Raw genomic sequence first — 25577 nt, 5'->3', positions numbered from 1 at the left:
TGCGGGTCAGGGTCGGTGGTCAGATTAACGGGCAATCACTTGACGGGCTGAGCGTATTGGCGCGGTTTCGGTTGCCGCAAGGCGGTGACGTCGACACGCTCGGCCTGTTGTACCACCATCGTGCCGCCCACTCGCTTGACGCTGTCCATCGCCCCGCCGGGTATGTTCATCGCCGCTGCGAGCGTGGGCGGATCGCCAATGGCAAGAACCGAATACGGCGGGCGCAGCGGCACATTGTCGACCGTGAGCTCGCCGGGTGCGCCGACGATCCAGGTGTCGACCCCGACGCGCACCGCCGTTTGCTGATCACGGATTTCGATCGCCTCGGCGCCTGCGGCCCGCAGTTCGTTGATGACGTCGAGCATGATCTCGGCCGCCACGCCGGGCCCGTTGTCTTCTATGGTCAGCGTCACACCTGGACCGGTCGCCGCGACGGTACCGATCTGGATGGACAACGCCGCCAACCTGTCCTGGGCGTTCTGGATGGCTGCCTGGTCGCTGCTGCCGGATGCCTGTAACTGCTGCAAGGTGCGCTGCAAATCGGCCACCTCGGTGTTCAGCGACGCCTCACGCTGCTGCAGCGAATCCAACAGGACCAGCAGATCGGCCGGACGAGCGGTCTCCAGCGAGTCACCGGATTCGTTCTGCCGCACCTGAGTGACGATCGCCACACCGAGCAGCACGCACAACAACACCCCCAACGCCCCGAATACCAGCTGCGAGCGCGTGCGCCGAACGATGCGCAGATTCCGGAACCGCCGCGGCGACACGTCGTCGGGCATCTCGTGACGGCCGTGATGCTCTGCCGGCCCGCCGGCGTGATGCTCTGCCGGCCCGCCGGCGTGATGCTCTGCCGGCCCGCCGGCGTGATGCTCCGCCGGCCCGCCGGCGTGATGCTCCGCCGGCCGCTCGGCGGAACCACCGGTCTGATCTGGATCGGATTCGCTCATGTCATGCGCCGAAGAGCCTGCGCCGCAACGCGGCGGCGTTTCCGAAGATGCGGATGCCGAGCACCACGATGATCGCGGTCGACAGCTGCGTACCCACCCCGAGCTGGTCCCCCACATACACGATCAGCGCAGCCACCAATACGTTGAACACGAACGACACCACGAAAACCTTAGAGTCGAAAATCCGCTCCAGATAGGCACGCAGGCCGCCGAACACCGCGTCCAGCGCGGCCACCACGGCGATCGGCAGATACGGCTCGACGAACTCCGGCACGCTGGGGTGAAACACCAGACCCAGCACGATTCCGACGACAAGTGCGGCGATCCCGATCATCTAGCCGATCAATCCTGTGCTACCCACTGCTATCCAATCTGCTTGGCGAAGTTGACATCCCGTACCGCGACCGCAGGCACATCGAGACCGTCCCCGGCGGTCACGTTCACCCCGACCCCGTACGAGGTCTCGAGCAGTCGCAGGCGTTGTAGCGCTGGGCTGCGATCGAACGCATCCGACATCCCGTTCGGTGGGCCGATGGCCACGATGGCATAAGGACTCGTGATCGGTTGATTGTCGACCAGAATCCCTCCGCCGGCCTGGCGAATGGTGACTCCGGCGCCCACCCGCACGCCGCCCACCGAGATCGCCTCGGCACCGCTCGCCCACAGCGAATTGACCACCAGCTGCAGGTCCCGGTCGAGAATGACCTGCTGGCTGCCGGCAACGCGCTGTTTCGACACGTCACTGAGATCCTTGGAGACACCGGGATCCGTCACCGTCACGGTCAGTCCCGGACCGATCATCGGTACCGCCGCCGCAGCGATGTTCGCGGTGTCAAGGCTCGACAACAGCCGCTGGCCGTTCTCGTCCATACCGAGCCGGGCCCGCCGCTCGGCGTCCACCTGCTCGACGAGCGCACCGCGTTCGGCGCCGGCCTTGTCGGCACCAACCTCGGCGGCCCGCACTCGTCCGGCCAGCGCGTGCTGCGCCTCACGGGCGGCCGGGGCCGCGGTCTGTGCCTGCGCGGCAGCCACCGCGAACACCGTGGCGATCGCGAGCGCCGCCAGCACCTGCCAGCCCCACTCCAACGCGCGGGGCCGGGATTTCCCGCGAGCCTTTCGCTCCGCCGCGGCAGCGGCATAGCCGGGATCGAGATGGTCGGACAACAGAGACCGCAGCAGCGAGGGCACCGGGATGCGCTTGGGCGCATCGGCCTCGTGGTGGTTGAGGCCGGCGCCCGACTCGTAGCCACCGAGCAAGCTCATCGGGCCACCGGCATTCGGCGCACCACCAACACCACCTGCATCAGGTACAGCACGGCCGACCAGAGGTACAGCGCCAGGCCCCAGATCAGAAAGGCCCAGCCGCAGGCCAGAATCACCCTGCTCCACAACGCATCCCACTGCCCCAGCAGGATCAGCGGGAACCCGGACATGAGCGCGAACGTCGCGGCCTTGCCGATGTAGGTGACCGGCAGCGCGGCCAGCCCGTGGCGGCGCAGTATCGGCAGAGTCGCGGCCAGGACAGCGTCGCGGCCGAGCAGGGTCAGCACGATCCACCACGGCACCGCGCCGTAGAACGCGAGCGCCACCGGGACGGTGACCATGTAGATGCGGTCCACCAACGGGTCGAGCAATTCCCCGAGGCGCGACGACTGGTTGGCCACGAGCCGGGCGATCTTGCCGTCGGCCCAGTCGGAGAACCCACTGAACATCAGCACCGCGACGGCCCAGGCCTGCGCGTGCGCCACGAACAGCAGATACAAGAAGACCGGCACCAGCACGAGGCGCACGATGCTCAGCGCGTTGGGCACCGTCATCACGCGGTCACGGCTGGATGACTCACCAGCCGGCACTGCGCTCCTGCCCTGCGGAGCAGGCGCGTCGTCCATGGAACTAAAACTTAGCGGAACACCCCGGGCAGGCTCAGCGCAGACATCGTGTCGTCGGCGAGCGGATTGTCGTGGACCATGTAAGTCCACGTCGACGTCGGCCGTGCGAGCTTGGACAGGTCAATCCCCGGTTCGTCCTCGATCGACTCGGCCGTCTCGAAGGTCTGCTGCGCAGCCTCGATCGCGTCGGCTGCCAACGATGCGAACGCGTCGACCGCCATCCGGTGGAACTCGTCGAGCGGGTTCTGCCTGCCAAGCGCCCGCAGGTGGATGCTCTCGCGGATGTCGGCCAGATAAGCCAGGTGGTCACACCAACCCCGATCGAGGTGATAGAGCATGATCAACCGGCAGATCTTCTCCAGTCGCTCGTCGGCGTCCTCCCCCAGGCCTTCGGCCAGCTTCTCGTAGCGTTCGGGCGAGCGCTCCTTGAGTTCGTCGCGCGCGGTCGCGGTGCGCAACAGGGTTTCGCGGCGTTCGACGATGATCGCGCGCTGCTGGGCGATCAGCTGGTTGTAGCGCCAGGTGTTGGCGTGCACGTCGAGCAGCCTGCCCTCGGCGACGCGCTGCGCATGGTCGAGCAGTCCGGCCGCCTTCGGGGCGAGGATGCGACCGTCTCCCTTTTCCAGGTCGGTCTCCATCGGCAGCTTGCTGCGCTCCAGGTGCGCCGCCACCACCTCGTCCTCCCAGCTGGAAAAGAACACCGTGGAGCCGGGGTCGCCCTGACGGCCCGCGCGGCCGCGGAGCTGATTGTCGAGCCGCTCGGTGTGGTGGCGGCCCGTGCCGACGACGTGCAGACCACCGAGTTCGGCGACTTTCTCGTGGTCCGCCTCATCGGAACCACCCAAGCGGATGTCGGTGCCGCGGCCGGCCATCTGCGTCGAGACCGTGACCGCGCCGAGCTTGCCCGCCTCGGCGATCACCGCGGCTTCCTCGGCGTCGTTCTTGGCGTTGAGCACCACCGCGGGGACGCCCGCCTTCACGAGCTTCTCGTGCAGTTCCTCGGATTCGGCCACGTCGTGGGTACCGACGAGAACGGGCTGGCCCGTCTCGTGGATCTCGGCGATGTGCTCGACGATCGCGTCGTTCTTGGCCGCCACGTTGATGTACACCCGGTCGGTTTCGTCTTCGCGGATGTTGGGCTTGTTCGGCGGGATCGGCGACACCCCGAGCTTGTAGAACTGGCGCAGCTGCTCACCGGCGGCAAGCGCGGTGCCCGTCATCCCGCACACCCTGGGGTACCGGTTGATCAACGCCTGCACGGTGATGGTGTCGAGCACCTCGCCGGTCTCGGTCGTCTCGATACCTTCCTTGGCCTCGACAGCGGCCTGCAGGCCGTCTGGCCAGCGCTGCAGGGCGGCGATGCGGCCACGCGAGGCGTTGATCAGCTGTACGGCGTTGTCCCGCACGATGTAGTGGACGTCGCGCTGCAGCAGCACGTGCGCGTGGAGGGCGACGTTGACTTCGGTGAGGGTCGTGACGACGTGTTCCTCGGAGTACAGGTCGATGCCGCCGAGCTTGGCCTCGATCGCGCGGGCGCCCGCCTCGGTGAGGTGCACGTTGCGGCTGTCGGCGTCGGTGTCGTAGTGCTTGCCAGGGGTCAGCTCACCGACCATGCGGATGATCTCGACCCGGGGCTGCTCGCGGTGGCTGGTGCCGGCCAGGACGAGCGGCACGAGCGCTTCGTCGACGAGCACCGAGTCGGCTTCGTCGATGAGCGCGACGTCGGGGTTCGGCGACACGAGGTCCTCGACGTCGGTGACGAGCTGATCGCGCAGGACGTCGAAGCCGATCTCGTTGACCGAGGCATACGTGACATCGCACTCATAAGCCGCGCGGCGCTCCTCGGCAGTCGAGTCGGCGGTGATCCAGCCGACCGTCAGCCCCAGTGCCTCGATGAGGGGCCCCATCCATTCGGCGTCGCGGCGGGCCAGGTAGTCGTTGATCGTGATGACGTGGACGTTGCGGCCGCCGATCGCGTAGCCGGCCGCAGCGATCGCGCCGGCCAGGGTCTTGCCCTCACCGGTGGCCATCTCGACGACGTCACCGGCGAGCATGCGCAGCGCCGCGAGCAGCTGCACGTCGAAAGGACGGAGCGACGTCGTCCGCTCGGCGGCTTCCCGCGCCAGCGCGAGGAACTGCGGGATGTCGGCCGCGGCGGCCAGATCCTCGAGCTGCAACAGTTTGGCGGCCTTGGTGAGCTGCTCGTCGTCGAGTCCGGCGGCCTTCTCCTCGAACTCCGCCGCCCCTTTGACCTCCGACAGCGAACGGGCCTGATTCCGCTCGGTGCTGGCACCCAGAAGCTTCCAGAACTTGCTGCTCAAGCGCCCCGGTTTGGCGCTGGACGTCTTTGGCACATGTTCACGGTACGCGGAGGACCGCAGACGCCGGACGGGACCGGTTGGACGGAGCCTCCGCGACGCCGTCCGCAGGATTGCGGGGTACCTTGCCCGCATGGAGATGTTCACCCCGACTCTCGACTGGGGCAACGAGCTTCTGACATCGCTGGTGTGGATCGCCAAGGGCTGGGTCATCGCCGCGGTGTCGACGATGGTGATCCTGTTTCTGATCGCCCGGTTCACCGAGTGGGGCAGGCAGTACTGGCGCGTCAGCAGCGGTTACTTCACCGGCCCTGACAGCGTGAAGGTGTGGCTCTGGCTCGCCGCGCTGCTGCTGTCGGTCATCACCGGCGTGCGGCTCAGCGTGTTGTTCAGCTTCCAGGGCAACGACATGATGACCAGCTTCCAGATCATCGCCGCGGGCATTTCCAGCGGCAACGAGGAAGTCAAGGTGTCCGGCAAGGACGGCTTCTGGCTGTCGCTGGGAGTGTTCACGATCCTCGCGGTGCTCAACGTCGCGAGGATCATGCTCGACCTGTACATGACGCAACGCTTCATGCTCCGCTGGCGCGCGTGGCTCACCGATCGGCTCACGTCCGACTGGCTCGACGGCAAGGCCTACTACCGGGCCCGATTCATCGACGACACGATCGACAACCCGGATCAGCGAATCCAGACCGACATCGACATCTTCACGGGCAGCGCCGACTCGCTGCCGAACCGGCCCAACAACACCTCGACCGCGACGCTCCTGTTCGGCGCGATCAGCTCGATCGCCTCGATGATTTCGTTCACCGCGATTCTGTGGAATCTGTCGGGTGAGGTGACACTGCCGCTCATCAATGTCGACCTGCCCCGGGCGATCTTCTGGATCGGCATCGTCTACGTGTTGTTCGCGACCGTGATCGCGTTCTGGATCGGCCGGCCGATCATCTGGCTGTCGTTCAACAACGAGAAATACAACGCCGCGTTCCGGTATGCGCTTGTGCGCCTGCGCGACGCGTCGGAAGCCGTTGCGTTCTACCGCGGAGAGATCGCCGAGCGCACCGGCCTGCGCCGCCTGTTCGCGCCCGTCGTCTCCAACTACAAGCGCTACGTCAACCGCATGACGAAGTTCCTCGGCTGGAACCTGTCGGTGGACCAGGCCCAGGAGCTGATCCCCTACGTGGTGCAGTTCCCCCGCTTCTACAGTGGCGAGATCACGCTCGGCGCACTGACCCAGACGGCGAGCGCGTTTCGCAGCCTGCTCGACGGCCTGTCGTTCTTCCGCAGCGCATACGACAACTTCGCCGGCTACCGGGCCGCGATCATCCGTCTGCACGGCCTGGTGGTGGCCAACGACGAGGCCCGCGAACTGCCCGAGGTGACGACGACACCGTGCGTCGACGGCACGGTCAAGCTCAGCGACGTCGAGGTGCGCACCCCGGACGGCAGGCAGCTCATCAAACCGCTCGACATCTCCCTGGACATCGGCGACACCCTGGTGATCACCGGGCCGTCGGGCAGCGGCAAGACCACGCTGTTGCGCAGCCTGGCCGAACTGTGGCCGTTCACCTCCGGCACGCTGACCCGCCCGTGCGGACCCAACGAGACGATGTTCCTGTCCCAGTTGCCGTACGTGCCGCTCGGCGATCTGCGGGCGGTGGTGACGTATCCGGGCGAAGAGGGCTCGGTCGACGACGAGACACTCAAGCGCACGCTCAACGAGGTCGCGCTTGCCCACCTCGTCGGCCGGCTCGACGAGGTCCAGGATTGGGCCAAGGTGCTCTCCCCCGGCGAACAACAGCGAATCGCGTTCGCGCGCATCATGCTCGTCAGGCCCAAGGTCGTGTTCCTCGACGAGTCGACATCCGCGCTCGACGAGGGGCTGGAGTTCATGCTCTATCAGCTGGTGCGCACGGAGCTGCCGGACACCATCCTGGTGAGCGTCAGCCATCGCACCACCGTCGAGCAGCATCACACCCACGAACTTCAGCTACTGGGCGATGGCGAATGGCGGCTGGGCCGCGTGGAAGGCCAGGAAGACTCGAAACCCGCGCTCGTGTAACCCGGCCACGGTAGCTTCCCGGGCATGGAGATGTTCACCCAGTCGCTGGACTGGGGCAACGAAATCCTGGCGTCGTTGTTGTGGGTGGCAAAAGCGTGGGTCGTCGGCGCAGTCTCGATGGTCGTTGTGCTGGCCGCGCTGGCACGGTTCACCGGGTGGGGACGGCAGTTCTGGCGCGTGACGAGCGGCTATTTCACTGGGCGCCACAGCATTCCGGTGTGGGTACTGCTCGCGGTCCTGCTGCTGTCGGTGATGGTGTCGGTGCGCATGGACGTGCTGTTCTCCTACTACGCCAACGACCAGTTCACCGCGCTTCAAGTGGCTTTCGAAGGTGCGGGCGCGGGCAACGACGCGGTGCGCGACTCCGGTATCGCCGGTTTCTGGAAGTCCATCGTCATCTTCGCGATGCTGGTGACCGCCGACATCACCCGCACGCTGCTCGACCTGTACCTCATGCAGTACTTCATCATTCGGTGGCGCGTGTGGCTGACCGACCGCCTCACCGGCGACTGGCTCGACGATCGGGCCTACTATCGCGGCCGCTTCCTCGGCGCGTTCGGCGGACGGCCGATCGACAATCCGGATCAGCGCATCCAGCACGACATCGACGTCTTCACCACCGGAACGGGGCCGGAGACGAACAACCCGACGGTCGCGACGTCGCAGACGCTGCTGTTCGGATCGGTCTACGCGCTCGTGTCGGTCGTGGCGTTCACGCCGATCCTGTGGAACCTGGCCGGGCCGTTGACGATTCTCGGTGTCACGGTGCCCAAGGCCCTGTTCTGGATCGCGCTGTTGTGGGTGGCCGTGACGACGGTCGTGGCGTTCTGGATCGGCCGGCCGATCATCCGGCTGACGTTTCGCAACGAGCTCACCAACGCGGCGTTCCGCTACGCGCTCGTCCGCATCCGCGACTCCGCCGAAGCGGTCGGCTTCTACCGCGGCGAGCGCACCGAGCGCGACACGCTCGCAGTGCGATTCGCCCGCATCATCGCAAACTATCGCAAGCTCGTGCTGCGCGGCGTGGCATTCCTCGGGTGGAACCGGTCCATCAACCAGATCATCGACCCGCTGCCGACGATCATCCAGGCGCCCCGGCTGTTCGCCGGCGAACTCCAGCTCGGCGATGTCACCCAGTCGGCGAGTGCGTTCAACCGGGTGCAGAGTTCGTTGAGCTTCTTCCGATCGGTCTATGACGCGTTCGCCGGATACCGCGCCGCGATCATCCGCCTCGACGGGCTGGTCACCGCCAACGAACAGGCCAAGACACTCCCGCGGCTGGCGTCCGGTGTCAGCGACAACGGCGGCGTCGAACTCGACGACGTCGAGGTGCGTTCCCCCGCAGGCGAACTGCTGCTCGACAACCTGGAGATGGAGCTGATGCCCGGGGACCGACTGGTCGTCACCGGGCCATCCGGCACCGGTAAGACGACACTGCTGCGCAGCCTGGCGCAGCTGTGGCCCTTCGGGTCTGGCACGGTGCGATACCCCGAGCGCGGCACGGTGATGTTCTTGTCCCAGTTGCCGTATGCCCCATTGGGCAACCTGCGCGGGGTGGTGAGCTACCCGTCGCCCGCAGGCATGTTCGGCGATGACGAGATCCGGGCAGCACTGGCCGCCGTGACCCTGGGCCACCTGTCGTCACGGCTCGACGAGGAAGCGGACTGGTCGAAGATCCTCTCACCCGGTGAGCAGCAACGGATCTCGTTCGCACGCGTGCTGCTGACCAGACCGAGCGTGGTGTTCCTCGACGAATCCACATCGGCGCTCGACCCGGGCCAGGAGTACGCGATGTACGAGACCGTGCGAACCGAGCTTCCCGAGTGCATCGTTGTCAGCGTCAGCCATCGCGAAAGCGTCAACCAGCATCACGAACGGCAGCTCGCACTGCTCGGCGACGGGCAATGGCGGCTCAGCGCCATCGCCGAACAGCCTTAGCGCGCTGCGGCGTGCGCACCGGCGCGGCGGCCGAAGAACGACCCTTCGCCGAGCTGCGTTCCGCTGGCATAACCCTTTCCGTCCTGCGCGATGTTGGAGGCGCACGCTCCTGCCGCGTACAGACCGGGCACGGCGCTGCCGTCCGCACGCAGCACCTCGCCGTCGATCGAGACCGCGAGTCCGCCCATGGTGAAACCCGAGTACATCGCACGGCCCAACGACAGGTCGAACGCCGCCCACGGCCCGCTGTCCTGGACCGCAACGTATTCGGGCTGTTTGTGGAAGTCGGGGTCCGCGCCCTTTGCCGCGTTCTCGTTGTAGCGCTGCAGCGTCGCCGCCAAGTTGCCCTTCGGGATTCCGAGCGCGGTTTCCATCTCCTCGATCGTCTCGTAGCCGTCGATGAAGCGGATCAACGGCATCGCAGGCATCTCCATGTGTGCCTCGTCGACGATGAGATAAGCCTCCTGGTCGGCCTGCTCGAGCACGAAAGCCGATGTGCGCGAATGGTAGGAGTCCTCGGCGACGAAACGCTGCCCCTGGTTGTTGACGATCACGCCGGTGAGCAGGATCTCGGGCGGGTATGCCGCGGCAGTGATGAACAGCTGGTCGAGGTCCTTGGCGACTCCGCCGGCCGACACCCCCATGCGGATGCCCAAACCGTCGTCGTTGGGATTGCCGAGGATGTACGGTTCGACCTCACCGTGGTGCTTGGTGCGGCGCTTGGTGCCGAGCGCGGGCGTGTACTCGGCGACCATCTCGGCGTTCATCGCGAATCCGCCTGCCGCGATGACCACCGATTTCGCTTTGACACAACCGGTTTCACCGAAGTGCTTCCACCGCACCCCAACGACCGACCCGTTGTCGACCACCAGGTTGGTCGCGCCGACCTCGTAGCGGATCTCGACTCCGAGCGCGTCAGCGCGCTTGAGCAGCAGGTCGATGACCATCGCCGCACCGCCGAGCTCGCCGGGCACCGGCACCGAATGGCCCCGCGGGGCGGGTTGGGCCTGCTCACAGAACGGCCACACCTTCTCGTTTCCGGTGTAGGACAGCCCCTCGGTGCCGGGTGGAACGACGACCTTGCCCGGGTAGAAGCTGCGCTCGAACTGAAAGCCGAGCGATTCCAGCCAGTTGAAGTGCTCGACACTGCCGTCGCAGTACACGCGGATCTTGTCGTGGTCGGGGTCGCGGGCCACCGACACCAGGTACTTGTACATCTCGTCAGGGGTGTCGGGGTGCCCGGTGGCCTCCTGTACCGCGGTGCCACCGCCGAGGTAGAAGTGTCCGCCCGCCATCGACGTCGTGCCGCCCGCCGCGGCGGCGCGCTCGAGAACCAGGACCCGCGCGCCCGCCGCGGCCGCGCTGACCGCCGCGCATCCGCCTGCAATGCCGAAGCCGATCACCACGACGTCGACCTCGTCGGACCACGATGCGACGTCGGCGGCGTTGACAACCTCGGGGATCTCGTTCACTGCTGCTCCTGTTTCACATATTCGAAGAACGCCCGGATCTCGGGCGGGATGAAAGCGACTTCCAGATACGGCACTCCGGCGTCGGCAGCCGACAGATAGGCGAACTTCATGCCACCGGGCATCTCGCCGTGGCACACCGCAGGCGCGCCTTCACGTTCGGCGTCGCGCAGGCGGGCCTCGAACGAAGCGGGGTCGGGCGCCTCGACGCACACGTGATGCAGGCCCGGGCCGCCGCTGTCCAGAAACTCCGAGTACACGCTGTCACCGCGGACCGGGGCGATCAGTTCAAGTTGCGTGTCGCCGGCGTAGCTGAGCGAGATGTCGGCCACGAAATCAGCGGGCCCACCACGGTGGACGCAGCGATCGGGTCCGAAGTGGACTGCCGGCATGCGCACCCACCGGCGTGCCCCGAGCAAGGTGGTCAGCGCCTGCTCAGTCGCCGTCAGGTCGCCCGTCACCCAGGCAATCTGGACAGGTGTCTGATTGAGCACGACACGAGGATATCGCCGACCGGGCGGTAAGGCTAGAACGCGTTCTAGTTCTGCGGTTCGCCCAGGTAAAAGGCGACGCAGCGGTCCGTCGCGGCACGCGCCCAGTCCGGATCGGCACCGCTGGCCACCACGGCCAGCTGCCATTGCGCGGCGGCCTGCGCGACAAACCGCTTGCCGCCCTCGCTCGCCGACCACGTCTCTTCGAAGCCCGCCTCGATCGCCTCGCCGGTCTCCAGGTGGATCGCCAGCCCGACCAGGCCGAGGTCCCAGCCGATCCCGACGGCGGCCGGCCCGTACTGACGCCAGGTGTCGTCGTCGACATGCGCGATGTGGTCGAGTTCGAACCGGGATCGATCCGGACCTTCATCGAAGACGCGGACCTCGATCCAGCTGACGTCGCCACCGAACTCCCACGTGGCGGAGAACCCGCGGGGCGGGTCACAGCTCAGCACGGTGCCGTTGGCGTTGCCCTCCAGCTGGTATCGGCCGCCGACGCGCAACTCGCCGGTGATCGGCAGGAACCAACGCGGTATCCGGTCGATGTTGGTCAGCGCGTCCCACAAATCGGCGGCGTCGGTCGCATATGCCTGGCCGATCGTGATGACGTGAGCCTCCCCGGCTTCGAGCACTCGGCTGCCGACCGTGCGGCGAACCGCATTGACCTGGTGGTTTACGTCAATCATGGTGCTTCCCTTCGGTTCTGCGTTGCCTCTTGCCGCGCGCGATCTCGGTTGCCAGCGCGTCCAGATGCGGCGTCCAGAACCGCCGGAACGTGTCCAGCCACTGGTCGATGTCACGCAGTGGCGCACTGTCCACCGAATAGAGGCGGCGCTGCCCCTCGGCCCGGACCGCGGTAAACCCGTTGTCCCGCAGAACCTTCAGATGCTGAGACACCGCGGGCTGACTGATGCCGAACTCCGATTGGATCGTGGCCCCGATCGAGCCTGCGGTCAGTTCACCGCCGGCCAATAATTCCAAGATGCGCCGCCGTACCGGGTCACCGAGGACGTCGAACGCGTGCACGGCTCAAAGATAGAAGCCAGTACTTATATAAGTCAAGGCTGATTTAAAGCCGGGCCAGCATGTCGATCATCAGCCCGATCTGCAGCTCGAACATCTGCACCGGTTCGGTGAGAGTGTCCGCACCGTACTGCCCGAACACCTCGAGGCTGATCGCGCCGACCAAGCCCGCCCACAGTAGAAAGCACTTCGCCACGATTTCGTCGTCGGCGCCGAAGCCGAACTCGGCACGAACCCGGGCCAGGTCAGACGAGAGCGGTTGCGCGACCGCTCCTTTCGCCGACGCAATACCTCCAGCCGCGATGCCGTCGGCGACCGCGGCGAACAGTGCGGCGACCACGCGGGTGCCGGGCCCGACCGTGCGCTCGGCCGGAGCGTGATAGCCGGGCACGGGGCTGCCGTACAGCAATGCCCAGCGCGCGGGTTGATCGGTGGCCCAGTTGCGAGCCGCGTGGGCGATGCCCCGGATCCGCGTCCGCCAGTCGGATTCCGGTGCGGCGCCGTCGACGGCATCGGCAAGCTCGGTATAGGCGTCGACCACCAACAGGGTCAGCAGATCGTCGCGGCTGGATACGTAGCGATACACCGCCGACGACACCATCCCGAGGTCGCGGGCTATCGCACGCAGGGACAAGCCGGCCGCACCTTCGGTGACCAGATGTTGTCGCCCGATCTCGATGATCGCGGACTCGATACGCTCCCGGCCCTCCTGACGCTTTCCCACAGCTCGAGTCTGCCAGAACCGAGATCGGTGCTCTTGCATTTCCCGGCAAGCCGTGCAACTCTCAATAGAGAGCAGTGCTCTCTATTGCTCGCGACATGAAGGAGCCACGATGACAACGCGTTACGACGCACCCGGTCCGGTCGCGCGCGCCGGCAACGACGTGATCCGCCACCTCGCCGAATTCGGCATCAGCGTCGCCGGCACGACCGCGCTGCGCGTCCGCGGGCGGCGGACCGGGAAACCGCACTCCGTCGTGGTCAATCTGCTGACGGTCGACGGCGCGAGGTTTCTGGTGGCGCCGCGCGGCAACACGCAGTGGGTCCGCAACGCCAGGGTGGCCGGAGCCGTGGAGATCGGCCCGCGGTGGCGCCGCCGTCCCGTCCGGATCGCCGAGCTGCCCGATGAGGACAAACCCGCGCTGCTGAAGCGTTACCTCGACCGCTGGTATTGGGAGGTCAAGGGGCATGCCGCCGGATTGACGCCGCAATCGACCGAAGCCGAACTTCGCGAAGGCGCACGGTCGATCCCGGTGTTCAAGCTGCTTGATTAGGGGTGCGGCGCAACGACATTCGCGATGTCACCGGACGTCTGCACGAGCGCGTTGCGCGCCTGGCCGCTGGCGCTCTGCCACGACACCGCGGCGGGATACTGACCCCAAGTGCTGTTGAACATCCCGATGATCGCGGCCCGGCCGTCGGGTGTGACGACGTAGACCGGCCCGCCCGAATCGCCCTTCTGGCTGACCACACCGTGCGCCATCGTGAACCAGCCGTTGTTGACGGCCTCGATGGTTCCGCAACTCTCGCCCGTCACGACACCGAAGTGGCACACCGGAAGACCTGGCGACGGCACGACCGCGGGGTCCTCGACCAACATGCGACCACCCGGAAGGATGTTGTTCACCGCGACATCGCCTGCGAGCTGGATCGTTTCCCAGTCGGAGATCATGTGATTCGTGTCGATCGTCGCGCCGTCAGGTGTGTTGTCCCGGAACGACGTCTGTTGGCCGATGAAGTTCCCGTTCCGGTCCCCGACCGGACCGCTGCCCCGGCAATGGCCCGCGGTGAACGCCATGCGGCTGACCGGATCGACGTAGCCGAGCGTGCAGACGTTGGTGTCCTGGCGGATTTCCATGCCGGGGTACACCAACACGCCCGGCATGGCCTGGGCCACCGGGGCACCGTGCAGCAGCACTGCCAACGGGACCGCTGCCATGAACGATCGCAACGCGCGAAGCCACGGGTGGCGCACGGCCGGCCTCCCATCGGTTTGCGGTAGTGGTGATTTCCAAGGGTACCGGCGCGATGGCCCGTTGCGCGCCAGTTCACCGGCGGCCCTTCGGATAAAGCGAGGACGGCCCGGACCGCTGAGGTCCGGGCCGTCGCTTTGATGCAGGTCAGGGAATCGTCAGAACCTGTCCGGGATGAATGAGGTCAGGGTTGGAGATTCCGCTGGCATTGGCGATCTGCTGGTACTTGCTGCCATCGCCGTAGAACCGCTCCGCGATCGCCCACAGCGTGTCGCCGGAGACCACGGTGTAGGTGCGCGGCGCCGGTGGCGGCGGAGGCGGCGGCGGTGCGGCCGGCGCAGCAGCAGGCTCGGGCGCGGGCTCGGGCGCAGGTGCGGGTTCCTCGACCGCGGCGGGAGCCACCTCGGGCTCGGCAGCGGCCGGGGGCGGCGGTGGCGGCTCGGTGGTGTCGGTCTTCGACGACCAGGCCGGCCCGTCCTTGGCGTACAACACCAGATTGCGGTCGTCCTGCAGAACCAGCTTGACGTCCTTCTTGCCCTTGGTGTCGGTGTGCCACACCGGCTTGTCCGCCGTGTACAGCACGAAGTTGCCGTCGGTCTGTACCTCGGCGCGGACTACGTCCTGGCCGTTGGTCTCCGTCGACCAGACCGCTTGATCGCGTGCGTAGAGCACGAGGTTGCCGTCGTCCTGCAACGTGAGCGTGTAGGCACCGTTGTTGGAAGTGAGCGACCCCCCTTTTTCCAGCTTCTGTCCTTCGGTAAGTGTGTCTCCCACGCAGCTCCCCTTTCTTGACGTTCAACCTACTCAGCCGAGCCTACTGATCGTGGCTTTGCTTGTGTGCCGTTCTGCTCGGCTGAATTCAAACGCTGAACGAACTTTTGGATTACGAATCGAATCCCAGTCCGAGCGCGTCGAGAGCGCGCAGTAGCAGGTTGCGCTTGCCCGCGGCGTGGTCGGCTCGGTCGAGCGACCAGCGGGTGGCCTGTATTCCCATGGCGGCCAAAGGTTCCGGCGGAAACGGCAGCGGCCGTTTGCGGACCATCTCCAGCTCGGTGCGCTCGGTCGGGGTGCCGTCGAGCAGGTCGAGGCACACATCGGCGGCGAACCGGGCCGCGGCGACGCCCAAACCGGTGAACCCGTTGGCATAGGCGATGCGTCCGTTGCGCGCCAGCCCCCAGTGCGCACAGAAGCGCGTGTTGGTGTCGATCGCGCCGGCCCAGCGATGGGTGAAGGTCACGTCGTCGAGTTGTGGGAAGGTCACGAAGAAATGCGCCGCGAGTTTGCGGTAAGTCTTTGGCCGATCCTCGTAGGAGGCCTTGATCCTGCGGCCGAAATGGTAGACGGCGTCATAGCCGCCCCACACGATTCGGTTGTCCGTCGTGAGCCGGTAGTAGTGGAACTGGTTGGCGCAGTCGCCGACGCCCTCGCGGCCCCGCCAACCGATCCTGGCCAGCTGGGCATCGGTGAGCGGTTCGGTGGCCAGCACATAGTCGTAGACCGGTACGGTGTGAAACCTGTTGCGCCGCAACAAGCTGGGAAACACATTGGTGGCGAGCACCGCCTGGCGGGCGGTGATGACGGCCTCCGGCGTCTCGATGCGCAGCACCGCTCCCCCGGAGTTGATCGTGCGCGCACTCGTGTGCTCGTGGATGTGCACCCCCGCGTCCGTGCATGCTCGGGCGAGTTCGATCGCCAGCTTGGCCGGATGCACGAGTGCGCAGGTGTCCGGCTCGAACAGCCCGGCCAGGTACGTCGGCGAATCGACGTGGGCCCGGACCGCCTCCCGGTCCAGCAGCACACCCTCGCCCGCGGCGGCCGCCTGTGCGAGCCAGTCGATCTGGTGGCGTTCGGTGGCCACGGTCAACATCCCGGTGCGTTGCCACTCCGCGTCAAGGCCGAGCCGGGCGATGTCGGCCTGCATCCCGTCGAGGTTGTCTCGGCCCATGGCGTCGATCTTCTCGATCTCGTTGGGCCAGCGGGCCTTTCCGTTGTTCTCGCCGTGGGTGAGGCTCGCGTCGACGAATCCGCCGTTGCGGCCGGACGCCGCCCAGCCGATCCGGTTGCCGTCGATGAGCACGATCCGCCAGTCAGGATGGCGTTCGGCGGCGTGCAGCGCGGTCCACAGCCCGGTGTAGCCCGCGCCGATCACCGCCAGATCGCAACTCGCCGAATGGGTCAGCGCGGGATGGCGCGGCCTTGGCATGTCGAGCCAGACCGACCCGAGGCTGCTGGCGGCCAGAGCCCGGTCGACGAGTGCGGCGTCGACTTCGGCATCGAACACGGTGCGCACGCTGCGGACATTACGGGGTGGTTCGTGTTCGCGGCGGGCATTCGACCGGGCGTCCGTCAGCCCCGGACCGCGGGTCTGGTACCCACGTAGCGCGTCAGAACCGGTCCCACGATCGCCAGGATGAACACGTACGGCGTCGCGATCGCCTCGAGCTGCTCGTAGGTGGACCCGACGAGGCCGATGATGACGAGCGAGAACTCGCCGCGCGCGATCAGCGCGGTACCGGCGCGCAGCTGACCGGGCCTGGCGACCCCATCACGCCGGGCGGCGAACCGGCCGGTGAGCACCTTGGTGAACGCGGTGACCACCGCGAGCGCCAACGCGGCGGGCAGCATCGGCACGAGATCCCCTGGATCCACCGAAATTCCGATGGCCACGAAGAAGATCGCCGCGAACAGGTCCCGCAGCGGACTGAGCACCGTTCGGGCCCGCTGGGCGGAATCGCCGGTCAGCGTCAAACCGACCAGGAACGCGCCGACCGCGGCCGACGCGTGGATGAACTCGGCGAGCGCCGCGACGATCAACGTGAGCCCCAGGACCCGCAGCAGGAGTTGCTCGTTGTCCGGATGCGCGACGAACCGGGTGACGTGTTGACCCCACCGGTAGGACACCACGAAGGCGATAACCAGCGCCGTGATCGCGATGGTCATGCCGAGCAGCGCATGCAGCAGCGTGCCGCCCGCGGCCAGCACCGCGAGCAGCGGCAGGTATGCCGCCATCGCGAAGTCCTCCAGCACCAGGATCGACAGCACCGCAGGCGTTTCTCGGTTGCCGAGCCTGCGCAGATCCCCGAGCAGCCGGGCGATCACGCCCGACGACGAGATGTAGGTGACGCCGGCCAGGGCCAGGATCCCGACACCGGACAGCCCGAGCAGCCAGCCCGCGACCGCGCCGGGAATAGCGTTGAGCACCAGGTCAACCCACGCCGACGGCAGATGCCTGCGCAGGCTCGTGGCGAACTCGCCGATGGAGAATTCCAGCCCCAACGTCAGTAGCAGCAGGACCACGCCGATCGAGGCGCCGGTGCTGACGAACTCGCCCGCGGCAGGCACCGGTGCGATGCCGCCTTCGCCGAGGGCCAGGCCGGCCACGAGATACAGCGGGATGGGCGATAGCGCGAACCGGCGCGCGGCCGTGCCGAGCACGGTGAGCACCGCGAGGATGATGCCGAGCTCCAGCAGAAGCGCAGCCGATACAGCCACCGAGTCAGCCCTGGGCCGGCGAGCCGGGCACGTCCCCGCGGGCGACGATCTGCTCGACACCGGCGATGCCGGAATCGGTCCCGATCACCACGAGGACGTCGCCGGCGCGCAACAGGTCGGCGGGACCGGGTGACGCGAGGACCTCCTCGTCGCGCACGATCGCCACGATCGACGCACCCGTGCGGGTGCGGGCTCTCGTATCACCGAGCGGGTGGTCGGCGAAGGGACTGCCCGGCCGGATCGTGACCTGACCGGCACTGAGACCCGGCACTTCCCGCGTGAGGTCGGCGAACCGTTCTGCGATCCGCGGCGCGCCGAGGATCTGCGCGAGCGCCTCGGCCTCCTCGCCGGACAACCGGAACACCTGCTGAGCCTGGTCGGGATCTTCGTGCGGGTACACCACGACCTCGAAGTCGCCGCTCCGCAGGGCGACGACCCCGATCCGGTCGCCGTCGCGGTTCTCGAACTCGAACCTCAGGCCGACACCCGGCAGCAGTACCTCTTTGACGTCCATGCGTCAATACTGCTGCGTCGACAGCCCGGTCAGGTGCTTACCCGCGCAGATCCGTCGGCCACACGTCTCGCGGCGGGTTGCCAGCCCGGCGGGCCGAACACGTAGCCGACGCGGTCGGACAACCGGCCGGCGCGACGGACGTCGCGCGCGATTGCCACGTATTCGTGGGTCTGCAGCTTCCAGATGTTGAACGTGCCGACCGGCTTGGTGAGCCCGTAGTGCGGCCGGAACACCTCGGGCTGGAACGTGCCGAACAACCGGTCCCAGATGATGAGGATGCCGCCGTAGTTGCGGTCGAGGTACTGCTGGTCGCGGCCATGGTGCACGCGGTGGTGCGACGGCGTGTTGAAGACGAATTCGATTGGGCGCCAGAGCTTGTCGATCCGCTCGGTGTGGACCCAGAACTGATAGACGAGGTTCACCGAGAAGCTCGCGAACACCACCCACGGCGGGATGCCCAGCAGCGGAAGCGGGATCCACGCGATGATCTCACCACTGTTGTTCCACTTCTGCCGCAGCGCGGTGGCGAAGTTGAAGTACTCACTCGAGTGATGGGCCTGATGTGTCGCCCAGATCAACCGCACCCGGTGCGCCACCCGGTGATAGACGTAGAACAGCAAGTCCACGCCGACGATCGCGATGACCCACGTGTACCACTGGCCGGCGGGCAGTTGCCACGGGGCCACGTACGCATAGAGCGCGGCATAGCCGAACAGCGCCAACAGCTTCCATCCCGCTGTGGTGGCGATCGACACGAGACCCATCGAGATGCTCGCCCAGGCGTCGCGGGCCGGAAAAGCGCCCGCCGGGGCGCGACCGCTCGAATCGATCGATTCGAGTTTGCAGGCGGCGGTCCACTCGACCGTCAACAGCACAAGGAAGAACGGGATGGCGAACAGCACCGGATCCCGCATCGGCGGTGGTAGGAGGTCCAGCACGGACCGTATGGCGTCCATCGGTGACGACAGCCTAACCGCCAGGCCTCACGTCACCGGAAGTTGAGCACCTCGTCACCCCACGCCGCGTGCAGATCGCGGTCGAGCTCGGCGACGGTCTTGTCCTGCTTGTCGATCACCAGGGCGGCCCGGTCGTCTCGGCGGTACGGCCGCCACACCGGTTCGCCCGGTGCACCGGCGGGCTCGGCTTTCGCCGCGAAGTTTACCCAGCGCCTGCGCATTCGCTGCGATACCGCGCGGCCGTGCTTGAGGCCACCGAGCTTGAACGTCGGATCCTTCGGCCCGGCCACGAGGTTGCCCCACACATAGGGCAGCTCCGTCGCGTGGGCAGCGCCGAGGCGCAGCAGTCGCAACATCGGGGTCGAGAAATCGAACCGGTAGAGATACACCGGCGCCACGGCGCTGTGTCCTTCGGCGAACCACAACGACGGCATCCGGAAGCCGATGTCGCGCGCGACGCCCATCCCGATCGCTTTCGTGCGCAGCCCCGCGTATGCCGAGGTGATCTGCGCTTCGGTCGGCAGCTGCAGGCCCGGCTGCTCGGACGCGATCCCCTCGAACATCGTCCTGATGGCCTCCGGCGTGATCGGCATCAGCGGTGACTTCATCCAGCGGAACAGCGCCGCTTCGTGTTTGTTGGTGCCGATGATCAACGGCACCGCATGCGTGCGGCCCTCCCGGGCCAGCTTCACCGGATAGTCCGGCACGAGGTCACCGTCGACCACCGGGGCGAATGCCAGCGTGCCCGGTGATTGTGCCGGAACGTCGTTGAAGATGCCCTGGGATGCGGTGAGGATCGCGGACAGCGGGGCGTGTGCGAGTTGGCCTGCGTCGCCGGGCACGATGTTGAGCCGGTCGAGCAATTGCCGGGCAACCTTGCGCGAGCGGGTGGCATCGTAGATCGACGTCGCCGGGGAACTCTGCGCGATCGCCGCCGTGAACAGCCCGTCGGCCTCCGGGCTGGCCAACAGGGTCGTGACGATTCCGGCGCCCGCGGATTCCCCGAACAGCGTGACGCGGCCGGGATCGCCACCGAACGCGGCGATGTTGTCGCGGACCCACCGCAGCGCACAGAGCACGTCGCGCAGGCCGACGTTGGTGTCGAAACGCATGCCGCCGGCACTGCTGAACTCGGAGAGATCGAGGAACCCGAATGCGCCCAGCCGATAGTTGACGGTGACGACGACGACATCGCCTTCTGAGGCCAGCACCCGGCCGCGATACAGCGGTTGGTTGGCCGAGCCGAGCACGTACGCGCCGCCGTGCGCCCACACCATGACCGGCTTCCGGTCCCCGGGCGCACTGTCCGAGGGCGCCCAGACATTGAGCACGAGGCTGTCCTCGCCCTGCTGACCGCCGAGGTCGAGCGGGATCCTCGGATCGGTGGGCTGCGGGCACACCGGGCCGACCCTCGTGGCGTCAGCGGTCTCGCGCCACCGCGCGGGCGGCTCGGGAGCACGCCACCGCAATTCGCCGAGCGGGGCCCGCGCATAGCGAACTCCCAACCATGCCTTGGCTGTTCCGTCGTCGGTGCCGCGAACCGGGCCGTACTCCGTCTCGACGACGAGGGTGCGCATCGGGTCGGTCATGCATCTCCTCCGTGCCGGTGACTTGTGCGCAGCGAACTCCCCCACGGTACGCAGGACGAACATTCTCGGTGGTGACGAACCTCGGCGGCGCGCGCCGGAACCGTCCCGTCAGCCGCCGTGATCACCACCGCACCGGTCGCCTAGCCTTGGTGCCGTGCGGAAGTGGGCGTTGCTGGGCGCGGCCATCGGCACCGAAGTCACTGCCACGCTCTCGCTGCGCGCGTCCCAGGACCACGCCGCCTGGCTGGTACTCGTGGTTGCCGGTTACCTGTCGTCCTTCGTGTTGTTGACCCTGGTGTTGCGCGCCGGCATGGCGGTCGGGGTCGCCTATGGCATCTGGGGTGCGATGGGCACCGCGACGACCGCGGTGCTGGCAGCGGTGTTGTTCGGCGATCCGTTCACGTGGCCCATCGTGGCGGGTATCGGCCTGATCATCGCGGGTGTGCTGCTCGTCGAACTCGGGTCGCACCCCCGCGGGGCCGAGTCATGATGTGGCTCGCACTGGCCGGCGCGATCCTCGTCGAGGTGTTCGCGACGTTGTCGTTGCGCGCGTCGGAAGGTCTGCGGCGCAAGGCGTGGGCGGTTCCGGTGGTCGCCGGCTATGCGACGTCGTTCTACCTGTTATGGGTGGCTCTGTCGCTCGGAGTTCCGGTCGGTATCGCCTATGGAATCTGGACGGCCTGCGGCGTCGCCCTCGTCGCGCTGATCGCGAAGTTCTTGTTCAAAGACCCGCTCACGCCGGTGATGATGCTCGGTATCGCGCTAATCGTGTCGGGTGTGTTCACGATCGAGGTCGCGGGCGCCACGCACTGACGGAGCGCGTCTCAACACACCGGCCAACAGCATCACCAACACCCCGACGACCGGCACGACAAGCAGGCCGGCGCGCAGGCCTGCCGCGTCGGCGATCATGCCGACCAGCAGCGGTGCCCCGAAGAACCCGATTCGCATCAACCACGTCACGGCGGTCAGCCCCGTGCCCGGCCGCATACCGGGCAACTGGTCGGCGGCGTGCATGGCCGCCGGGATCAACGTCGCAACCCCGAGCCCGGCGGCCGCGAACCCGGCGATCGTCCCGGCGATGTTCGGGAAGGCCAGCGCGGCGCCCATCCCGGCGGCGGTGATCAAACCACCGACCCGGACCACGGCGGCCTCGCCGAACCGGTCGACCATCCGGTCACCGATGAGCCGGCCCACGAACATGAACCCGACGAGTGCGATGTAGCCGAACACCGCGACGGCCGGGGGCGCGTGCAGGGTGTCGCGCAGATACAGCGTGGCCCACGAACTTCCGGCGTCCTCGACCGTTGCGCCTGCGATCGCGATCAACACCAGTGCGAGCAGGATCAGGTAGACCCGTGGGCCCGCCCTCGTGCCCGCGGGTGCCAGGGCGGCCGGATGATCGTCGTGGTCGGGCCCGGGCAACAGATACCGGTAGGCGACCAGCACCACCACGCTGAACAACACGGCGATGACCGCGAGGTGTGTGCCGCGCGGCACACCGAGCGCGATGGTGCCCGCCCCGGTGAGCCCGCCGATGATCGCGCCGACCGCCCACACCGCGTGCAGCGAGTTGATGATGGACCGGCCGTAGTCGCGTTGCAGCCGCAGCCCGTGCGCGTTCTGCGCGACGTCGACGACCGAGTCGCAGGCCCCGGCCAAGAAGAGGGCGGCCGCGAACGTCACCGGCGATGACGCCAGGCCCGCTGCCACCACGAACGTCCCGAGCGCGATCGTGCCGATCACCGCGACGCGTGAACTGCGGAACCGCCGGATGAGTACGCCCGCAGTCAGTCCGGCGACCAGCGCCCCGCCCGAGAATGCCGCGACCGCTGCCCCGTACACCGCGTTGCTCAGGCCCAGATCGGTCTTGATCTCCGGGTAGCGCGGCAGCAGGTTCGCGAAAATCGCCCCGTTGGTGAGAAACAGCGCCGCGACCGCGATGCGGGCCCGCCGCAGGTCGGCGGATTCGCGCTGTCCTAGGGCCGGTCTGAGTGGCACTGCGGCCACACTACCGCCGGTCAGCGCACGGCCGACACGAGCCGGTCGCTGAGCTGCCAGAGGTCGATCGCCTTGGCTTCGTCGTAGGACTCCCGTGACGACCGGATCTGGCGGGTGCCGGCGAAGTAGGCGCCGGTCACCCCGTCGAGGGCCGGGTCGGCGACGAGCTTGGCGAGGTTGGCCCCGGACCGCCGCGTGCTGTTGACGCCGGGCAGCACCCGCAGCGCGGGCATCAGGGCCCGCCAGGCCAGCCGCTGCGCGGGCGAGTAGTCGCGCGCCAGACCCGAGCCGGGCATCAGGCCGGGGTCGAACGCATTGACCGTCACGCCGTCGCGGCCGTGCCCGAGCCGTCGATCGAGTTCGTAGGCGAACAGCATGTTGCACAGTTTGGAGGTGGTGTAGCGGCGCCGGCCTTCTTCGGCCGTCAGGCCGCCCGCGGGCGGGTAGATCAGTTCGTCGGCTGTCGCGTAGCGCGGCGATGGCATCCCGGTGAACTTGTCGGGATCGTGCGTGCCGCTGCTGACGACCACGATGCGGGCGGGCTTGACCAACTGGTCCAGCGCCTGGGAGATGAGCGCGAAATGGCCCAGATGGTTGACGCCGAACGTCATCTCGTAGCCTTCGGCCGTCGTCTGCGCGCCGGAAACAACCTGCAGCCCGGCGTTGCACACCAACGCATGCAGCGGCGGCACCTCGAGGTGCGGCAGCCGGCCGGCGAAGTCGCGCACCGACCGCAGGGCCGCGAGGTCGAGTGCGCTGACGGTGGTGCGGCCGGGGTGACCGAGGCGGGAAGCCGCGTCGGCGCCGCGGCCGGTGTCCCGTACAGCCAGCACGACGTGCCAGGACGGATCGGATTCCAGTAGCGCGCGGGCACATTCGAAGCCAAGCCCGGCGTTGGCGCCGGTAATCACCACGGTTCGGTCGGTCACTGTTCCTCCAGGAGTAAGGGGACGAGGGCGGTGACGGCCTGCCACAGCCTGCGGTACATGCGCGTGACGTCGATGTCGTCGGGCTCGAGGTGTCTGGCGAAGAACACGCCGTCGGATTGGGCCACCGCGAAGGCCGTGAGTTCGGCGGTCAGCCGCTCGGCGCGATCGGGCGCGATGCCGGTCGGCAGCAACCGTCGCACGGCGCCGGCGAACCGGCTGATCGCGGTGTCGCGCACGCGGCGCACCACCTCGGTCACCACCGGATCGTCGCTGCGTTCGAGGGCGAGCAGATAGAGAAATCGCAGGAACTCGGGATGGTCGGACTGCAACGCGGCCAGGACACTCAGCTGTTCGTCGATGGAGCCGTCGGCGGGGATGGCCGCGAAGAAGCGGTCGGCGCCGCGTTCCATGACAGCGGCCAGCACACCGTCCTTCGAGCCGAAGTGCCAGTAGATCGAGCTGGCGGGAAGCCCGCATGCCTTGCGGATGTCGCTGATCGACGTAGCGGCGTAACCGCGGGTGGCCATCAACCGTTCGGTGGCGTCGAGGATCTGTTCGCGTGAACTGACGCCCTGTTGCTGCCTTCTGGTCAGCGGTGCACCCATGCCCCGTCCTCTGTAGGGATCGTTACAGACAGGCTAGCAGGATCGTCAGGATGGCGCCGGGAATGGCACGCTGAGCTGGTGACCACCGCCGCCGCTGATCTGATCGGGCTCTTTCCACCCGGTACGCGACCCGATGCGGACGGCACCCTGATGGTCGGCGGCTGCCGTCTGGACGCGATCGCCGAACAGTTCGGCACGCCGGCGATCGTGGTGAACGAGGACGCGTTGCGCAGGCGGGCCGGCGACTACCTCGCCTCGTTCCGCAGCCGGTGGCCGCGCAGCGACGTGGCGTTCGCGTCGAAGTCGTTCCCGTGCACGGCCGTTCAACGGGTGATGGTCGAGGAGGGCTTGCACCTCGACGTCGCGGGCGGCGGGGAGATCGTGACTGCGCTCAAGGCGGGCGTGGACCCCGCCCGGCTGGTGTTGCACGGCAATGCCAAAACCGATGAGGAACTCGAGCTCGCCGTCGGGCACGGCGCGGGGCTCGTGGTGGTCGACAACTTCGACGACATCGACCGCCTGGAGCGCATCGTCGGCGCGGGCCGCATGCAGGCCTGCCTGGTGCGCGTCATTCCCGGTGTCGAGGCCGCCACGCACGCCTCGCAGGCCACCGGCCACGCCGCGTCGAAGTTCGGCCTGTCACCAAATGACGCGCGGGCGGCGATCGCCCGCATCGAATCCAGTCCGCGGCTGCGGATGGGCGGCGTACACACGCATGTCGGCTCGCAACTGCTCGACGTCGACCAACTCGCGGCGGCCGTGGAGCCGATCGCACGCCTCGGCACGTTCGAGGTCTACGACCTCGGTGGCGGGCTCGGGGCCCGCTACACCTACGACGAGCATCCGCCCAGCCTCGAGGAGTACGCCGACGCCATGATCGGGCAAGCCATGGCGCTGCTGCCGAGCGGCAGCCGGATCATCGTGGAGCCCGGCCGCAGCATGGTCGCGGCCAGCGCGTGCACGCTCTACCGCGTCACGACTGTCAAACGCGGGGTCGTCACGCACGTTGCCGTCGACGGCGGCATGGGCGACAACCTGGAGGTGTCGCTGACCGGGCAGCGGTTCGAGGCGACCATCGTGGACCGCGTGGGCGGCGGCGAGACGGTCAGCGTCGTCGGCAGACACTGCGAGTCCGGCGACCAACTGGTCGACGGCGTCGCACTGCGCGATCCGGTCGTCGGGGATCTGCTCGCCGTGCCGGTCACCGGCGCGTACTGCTACACGATGTCCAACCAGTACAACGGCGCCCGCAGGGTCCCGGTGGTGTTCACGCGCGACGGTGCCGCGCGCCTCGTCGTGCGACGTGACACGTGGGACGACCTGCTGGTCCGCGATGTCGACTGACGCGATCGCGCTGCGGGCCCCAAGATTGGGG

26 protein-coding genes are annotated in these 25577 nt (G+C 67.5%); 6 read left to right on the top strand and 20 right to left on the bottom strand.

Going from position 1 to position 25577, the window contains the following annotated elements; genetic code table 11:
- Positions 1 to 35 precede the first annotated feature (35 nt).
- The 5 genes from ACRCUN_RS25840 to secA2 all read right to left on the bottom strand — a co-directional run bounded on the left by ACRCUN_RS25840 (position 36) and on the right by secA2 (position 5193).
- Positions 36 to 782, bottom strand: a complete 747-nt coding sequence (locus tag ACRCUN_RS25840; protein ID WP_462144532.1) for a DUF881 domain-containing protein — start codon at positions 780 to 782, stop codon at positions 36 to 38.
- Positions 783 to 951: 169 nt separating this feature from the next.
- A complete protein-coding gene (locus ACRCUN_RS25835) occupies positions 952 to 1284 on the bottom strand; it encodes a small basic family protein (protein ID WP_036439818.1) in 333 nt (110 codons plus the stop codon).
- Between the two features lie 29 nt (positions 1285 to 1313).
- Positions 1314 to 2213 carry a DUF881 domain-containing protein gene (locus ACRCUN_RS25830; RefSeq protein WP_462144464.1) on the bottom strand — a complete coding sequence of 300 codons (900 nt, stop codon included), beginning with the start codon at positions 2211 to 2213 and terminating at the stop codon, positions 1314 to 1316.
- Positions 2210 to 2839 carry a CDP-alcohol phosphatidyltransferase family protein gene (locus ACRCUN_RS25825; RefSeq protein WP_462144463.1) on the bottom strand — a complete coding sequence of 210 codons (630 nt, stop codon included), beginning with the start codon at positions 2837 to 2839 and terminating at the stop codon, positions 2210 to 2212. The genes ACRCUN_RS25830 and ACRCUN_RS25825 overlap by 4 nt, the downstream gene beginning before the upstream one ends.
- 11 nt (positions 2840 to 2850) lie before the next feature.
- The gene (secA2, locus tag ACRCUN_RS25820; protein ID WP_462144462.1) at positions 2851 to 5193 is read right to left on the bottom strand and encodes an accessory Sec system translocase SecA2; all 2343 of its coding nucleotides are present in this window, start codon (positions 5191 to 5193) and stop codon (positions 2851 to 2853) included.
- Between the two features lie 97 nt (positions 5194 to 5290).
- Here secA2 and ACRCUN_RS25815 point away from each other — a divergent pair, with 97 nt between their 5' ends.
- Complete coding sequence (locus ACRCUN_RS25815) at positions 5291 to 7222, top strand: ABC transporter ATP-binding protein/permease (RefSeq protein ID WP_462144461.1); 1932 nt, start codon at positions 5291 to 5293, stop codon at positions 7220 to 7222.
- A 24-nt stretch (positions 7223 to 7246) separates the two neighbouring features.
- Entirely contained in the window at positions 7247 to 9160 is a 1914-nt protein-coding gene (locus tag ACRCUN_RS25810; RefSeq protein ID WP_462144460.1) for an ABC transporter ATP-binding protein/permease, read from the top strand.
- Here ACRCUN_RS25810 and ACRCUN_RS25805 read toward each other — a convergent pair.
- From ACRCUN_RS25805 to ACRCUN_RS25785, 5 genes are read right to left on the bottom strand one after another with little or no spacing between them, the layout of a single operon-like run.
- The gene (locus tag ACRCUN_RS25805; RefSeq protein WP_462144459.1) at positions 9157 to 10632 is read right to left on the bottom strand and encodes an FAD-binding protein; all 1476 of its coding nucleotides are present in this window, start codon (positions 10630 to 10632) and stop codon (positions 9157 to 9159) included. The genes ACRCUN_RS25810 and ACRCUN_RS25805 overlap by 4 nt on opposite strands.
- Positions 10629 to 11123 carry a VOC family protein gene (locus ACRCUN_RS25800; protein ID WP_462144458.1) on the bottom strand — a complete coding sequence of 165 codons (495 nt, stop codon included), beginning with the start codon at positions 11121 to 11123 and terminating at the stop codon, positions 10629 to 10631. The genes ACRCUN_RS25805 and ACRCUN_RS25800 overlap by 4 nt, the downstream gene beginning before the upstream one ends.
- 44 nt (positions 11124 to 11167) lie before the next feature.
- Positions 11168 to 11806 carry an SRPBCC family protein gene (locus ACRCUN_RS25795; protein WP_462144457.1) on the bottom strand — a complete coding sequence of 213 codons (639 nt, stop codon included), beginning with the start codon at positions 11804 to 11806 and terminating at the stop codon, positions 11168 to 11170.
- Entirely contained in the window at positions 11799 to 12146 is a 348-nt protein-coding gene (locus ACRCUN_RS25790; RefSeq protein ID WP_462144456.1) for an ArsR/SmtB family transcription factor, read from the bottom strand. Before ACRCUN_RS25790 ends, ACRCUN_RS25795 begins: the two co-directional genes overlap by 8 nt.
- Before the next feature lie 43 nt (positions 12147 to 12189).
- Positions 12190 to 12867, bottom strand: a complete 678-nt coding sequence (locus tag ACRCUN_RS25785) for a TetR/AcrR family transcriptional regulator (protein WP_462144455.1) — start codon at positions 12865 to 12867, stop codon at positions 12190 to 12192.
- 109 nt (positions 12868 to 12976) lie between these two features.
- Here ACRCUN_RS25785 and ACRCUN_RS25780 point away from each other — a divergent pair, with 109 nt between their 5' ends.
- A complete protein-coding gene (locus ACRCUN_RS25780) occupies positions 12977 to 13417 on the top strand; it encodes a nitroreductase/quinone reductase family protein (RefSeq protein ID WP_462144454.1) in 441 nt (146 codons plus the stop codon).
- Here ACRCUN_RS25780 and ACRCUN_RS25775 read toward each other — a convergent pair.
- The 7 genes from ACRCUN_RS25775 to ACRCUN_RS25745 all read right to left on the bottom strand — a co-directional run bounded on the left by ACRCUN_RS25775 (position 13414) and on the right by ACRCUN_RS25745 (position 20667).
- Complete coding sequence (locus ACRCUN_RS25775) at positions 13414 to 14082, bottom strand: Rv1815 family serine proteinase (RefSeq protein WP_462144531.1); 669 nt, start codon at positions 14080 to 14082, stop codon at positions 13414 to 13416. The genes ACRCUN_RS25780 and ACRCUN_RS25775 overlap by 4 nt on opposite strands.
- 181 nt (positions 14083 to 14263) lie before the next feature.
- Entirely contained in the window at positions 14264 to 14890 is a 627-nt protein-coding gene (locus ACRCUN_RS25770) for a LysM peptidoglycan-binding domain-containing protein (RefSeq protein ID WP_462144453.1), read from the bottom strand.
- A 109-nt stretch (positions 14891 to 14999) separates the two neighbouring features.
- A complete protein-coding gene (locus ACRCUN_RS25765; RefSeq protein WP_462144452.1) occupies positions 15000 to 16406 on the bottom strand; it encodes an NAD(P)/FAD-dependent oxidoreductase in 1407 nt (468 codons plus the stop codon).
- A 56-nt stretch (positions 16407 to 16462) separates the two neighbouring features.
- Complete coding sequence (locus tag ACRCUN_RS25760; protein ID WP_462144451.1) at positions 16463 to 17608, bottom strand: cation:proton antiporter; 1146 nt, start codon at positions 17606 to 17608, stop codon at positions 16463 to 16465.
- 4 nt (positions 17609 to 17612) lie between these two features.
- On the bottom strand, positions 17613 to 18122 hold the full coding sequence (locus ACRCUN_RS25755) for a cation:proton antiporter regulatory subunit (protein ID WP_462144450.1): 510 nt from the start codon (positions 18120 to 18122) through the stop codon (positions 17613 to 17615).
- A gap of 29 nt (positions 18123 to 18151) precedes the next feature.
- Positions 18152 to 19078: a sterol desaturase family protein gene (locus ACRCUN_RS25750; RefSeq protein WP_462144449.1), complete on the bottom strand. Its 927-nt coding sequence runs from the start codon at positions 19076 to 19078 to the stop codon at positions 18152 to 18154.
- Positions 19079 to 19110: 32 nt separating this feature from the next.
- Positions 19111 to 20667: a carboxylesterase/lipase family protein gene (locus tag ACRCUN_RS25745; RefSeq protein WP_462144448.1), complete on the bottom strand. Its 1557-nt coding sequence runs from the start codon at positions 20665 to 20667 to the stop codon at positions 19111 to 19113.
- A 154-nt stretch (positions 20668 to 20821) separates the two neighbouring features.
- Here ACRCUN_RS25745 and ACRCUN_RS25740 point away from each other — a divergent pair, with 154 nt between their 5' ends.
- Positions 20822 to 21157 (top strand): DMT family transporter, encoded by a 336-nt coding sequence (locus tag ACRCUN_RS25740; protein WP_462144447.1) that lies wholly within the window; start codon positions 20822 to 20824, stop codon positions 21155 to 21157.
- Positions 21157 to 21480 (top strand): DMT family transporter, encoded by a 324-nt coding sequence (locus ACRCUN_RS25735; protein ID WP_462144530.1) that lies wholly within the window; start codon positions 21157 to 21159, stop codon positions 21478 to 21480. The genes ACRCUN_RS25740 and ACRCUN_RS25735 overlap by 1 nt, the downstream gene beginning before the upstream one ends.
- Here the strand turns inward: ACRCUN_RS25735 and ACRCUN_RS25730 are convergent.
- Genes ACRCUN_RS25730 through ACRCUN_RS25720 form a run of 3 tightly spaced genes read right to left on the bottom strand, consistent with a single transcriptional unit; the run spans position 21430 to position 24202 of the window.
- Positions 21430 to 22677: an MFS transporter gene (locus ACRCUN_RS25730; protein ID WP_462144446.1), complete on the bottom strand. Its 1248-nt coding sequence runs from the start codon at positions 22675 to 22677 to the stop codon at positions 21430 to 21432. The genes ACRCUN_RS25735 and ACRCUN_RS25730 overlap by 51 nt on opposite strands.
- An 11-nt stretch (positions 22678 to 22688) precedes the next feature.
- Complete coding sequence (locus ACRCUN_RS25725; protein WP_462144445.1) at positions 22689 to 23597, bottom strand: SDR family NAD(P)-dependent oxidoreductase; 909 nt, start codon at positions 23595 to 23597, stop codon at positions 22689 to 22691.
- On the bottom strand, positions 23594 to 24202 hold the full coding sequence (locus tag ACRCUN_RS25720) for a TetR/AcrR family transcriptional regulator (protein WP_462144444.1): 609 nt from the start codon (positions 24200 to 24202) through the stop codon (positions 23594 to 23596). Before ACRCUN_RS25720 ends, ACRCUN_RS25725 begins: the two co-directional genes overlap by 4 nt.
- A gap of 78 nt (positions 24203 to 24280) precedes the next feature.
- On the opposite strand from ACRCUN_RS25720, the gene lysA reads away from it, so the two are divergent.
- The gene (gene lysA / locus ACRCUN_RS25715; protein ID WP_462144443.1) at positions 24281 to 25546 is read left to right on the top strand and encodes a diaminopimelate decarboxylase; all 1266 of its coding nucleotides are present in this window, start codon (positions 24281 to 24283) and stop codon (positions 25544 to 25546) included.
- Positions 25547 to 25577: the final 31 nt, after the last annotated feature.

The organism is Mycobacterium venezuelense (genome assembly GCF_054919535.1).
The sequence above is the reverse complement of the archived record's forward strand: the minus strand, read 5'-3'. Positions and strand labels throughout refer to the sequence as shown.

Bases quoted from the DNA above. Each gene is read 5' to 3' on its own strand.
- ACRCUN_RS25810 (WP_462144460.1), top strand. From the start codon at position 7,247: ATGGAGATGTTCACCCAGTCGCTGGACTGGGGCAACGAAATCCTGGCG.
- ACRCUN_RS25755 (WP_462144450.1), bottom strand. From the start codon at position 18,122: ATGGACGTCAAAGAGGTACTGCTGCCGGGTGTCGGCCTGAGGTTCGAG.
- ACRCUN_RS25795 (WP_462144457.1), bottom strand. From the start codon at position 11,806: ATGATTGACGTAAACCACCAGGTCAATGCGGTTCGCCGCACGGTCGGC.
- ACRCUN_RS25815 (WP_462144461.1), top strand. From the start codon at position 5,291: ATGGAGATGTTCACCCCGACTCTCGACTGGGGCAACGAGCTTCTGACA.
- ACRCUN_RS25840 (WP_462144532.1), bottom strand. From the start codon at position 782: ATGCCCGACGACGTGTCGCCGCGGCGGTTCCGGAATCTGCGCATCGTT.
- ACRCUN_RS25830 (WP_462144464.1), bottom strand. From the start codon at position 2,213: ATGAGCTTGCTCGGTGGCTACGAGTCGGGCGCCGGCCTCAACCACCAC.
- ACRCUN_RS25720 (WP_462144444.1), bottom strand. From the start codon at position 24,202: ATGGGTGCACCGCTGACCAGAAGGCAGCAACAGGGCGTCAGTTCACGC.
- ACRCUN_RS25825 (WP_462144463.1), bottom strand. From the start codon at position 2,839: ATGGACGACGCGCCTGCTCCGCAGGGCAGGAGCGCAGTGCCGGCTGGT.
- ACRCUN_RS25775 (WP_462144531.1), bottom strand. From the start codon at position 14,082: ATGGCAGCGGTCCCGTTGGCAGTGCTGCTGCACGGTGCCCCGGTGGCC.
- ACRCUN_RS25750 (WP_462144449.1), bottom strand. From the start codon at position 19,078: ATGGACGCCATACGGTCCGTGCTGGACCTCCTACCACCGCCGATGCGG.
- ACRCUN_RS25735 (WP_462144530.1), top strand. From the start codon at position 21,157: ATGTGGCTCGCACTGGCCGGCGCGATCCTCGTCGAGGTGTTCGCGACG.
- ACRCUN_RS25745 (WP_462144448.1), bottom strand. From the start codon at position 20,667: ATGACCGACCCGATGCGCACCCTCGTCGTCGAGACGGAGTACGGCCCG.
- ACRCUN_RS25835 (WP_036439818.1), bottom strand. From the start codon at position 1,284: ATGATCGGGATCGCCGCACTTGTCGTCGGAATCGTGCTGGGTCTGGTG.
- ACRCUN_RS25780 (WP_462144454.1), top strand. From the start codon at position 12,977: ATGACAACGCGTTACGACGCACCCGGTCCGGTCGCGCGCGCCGGCAAC.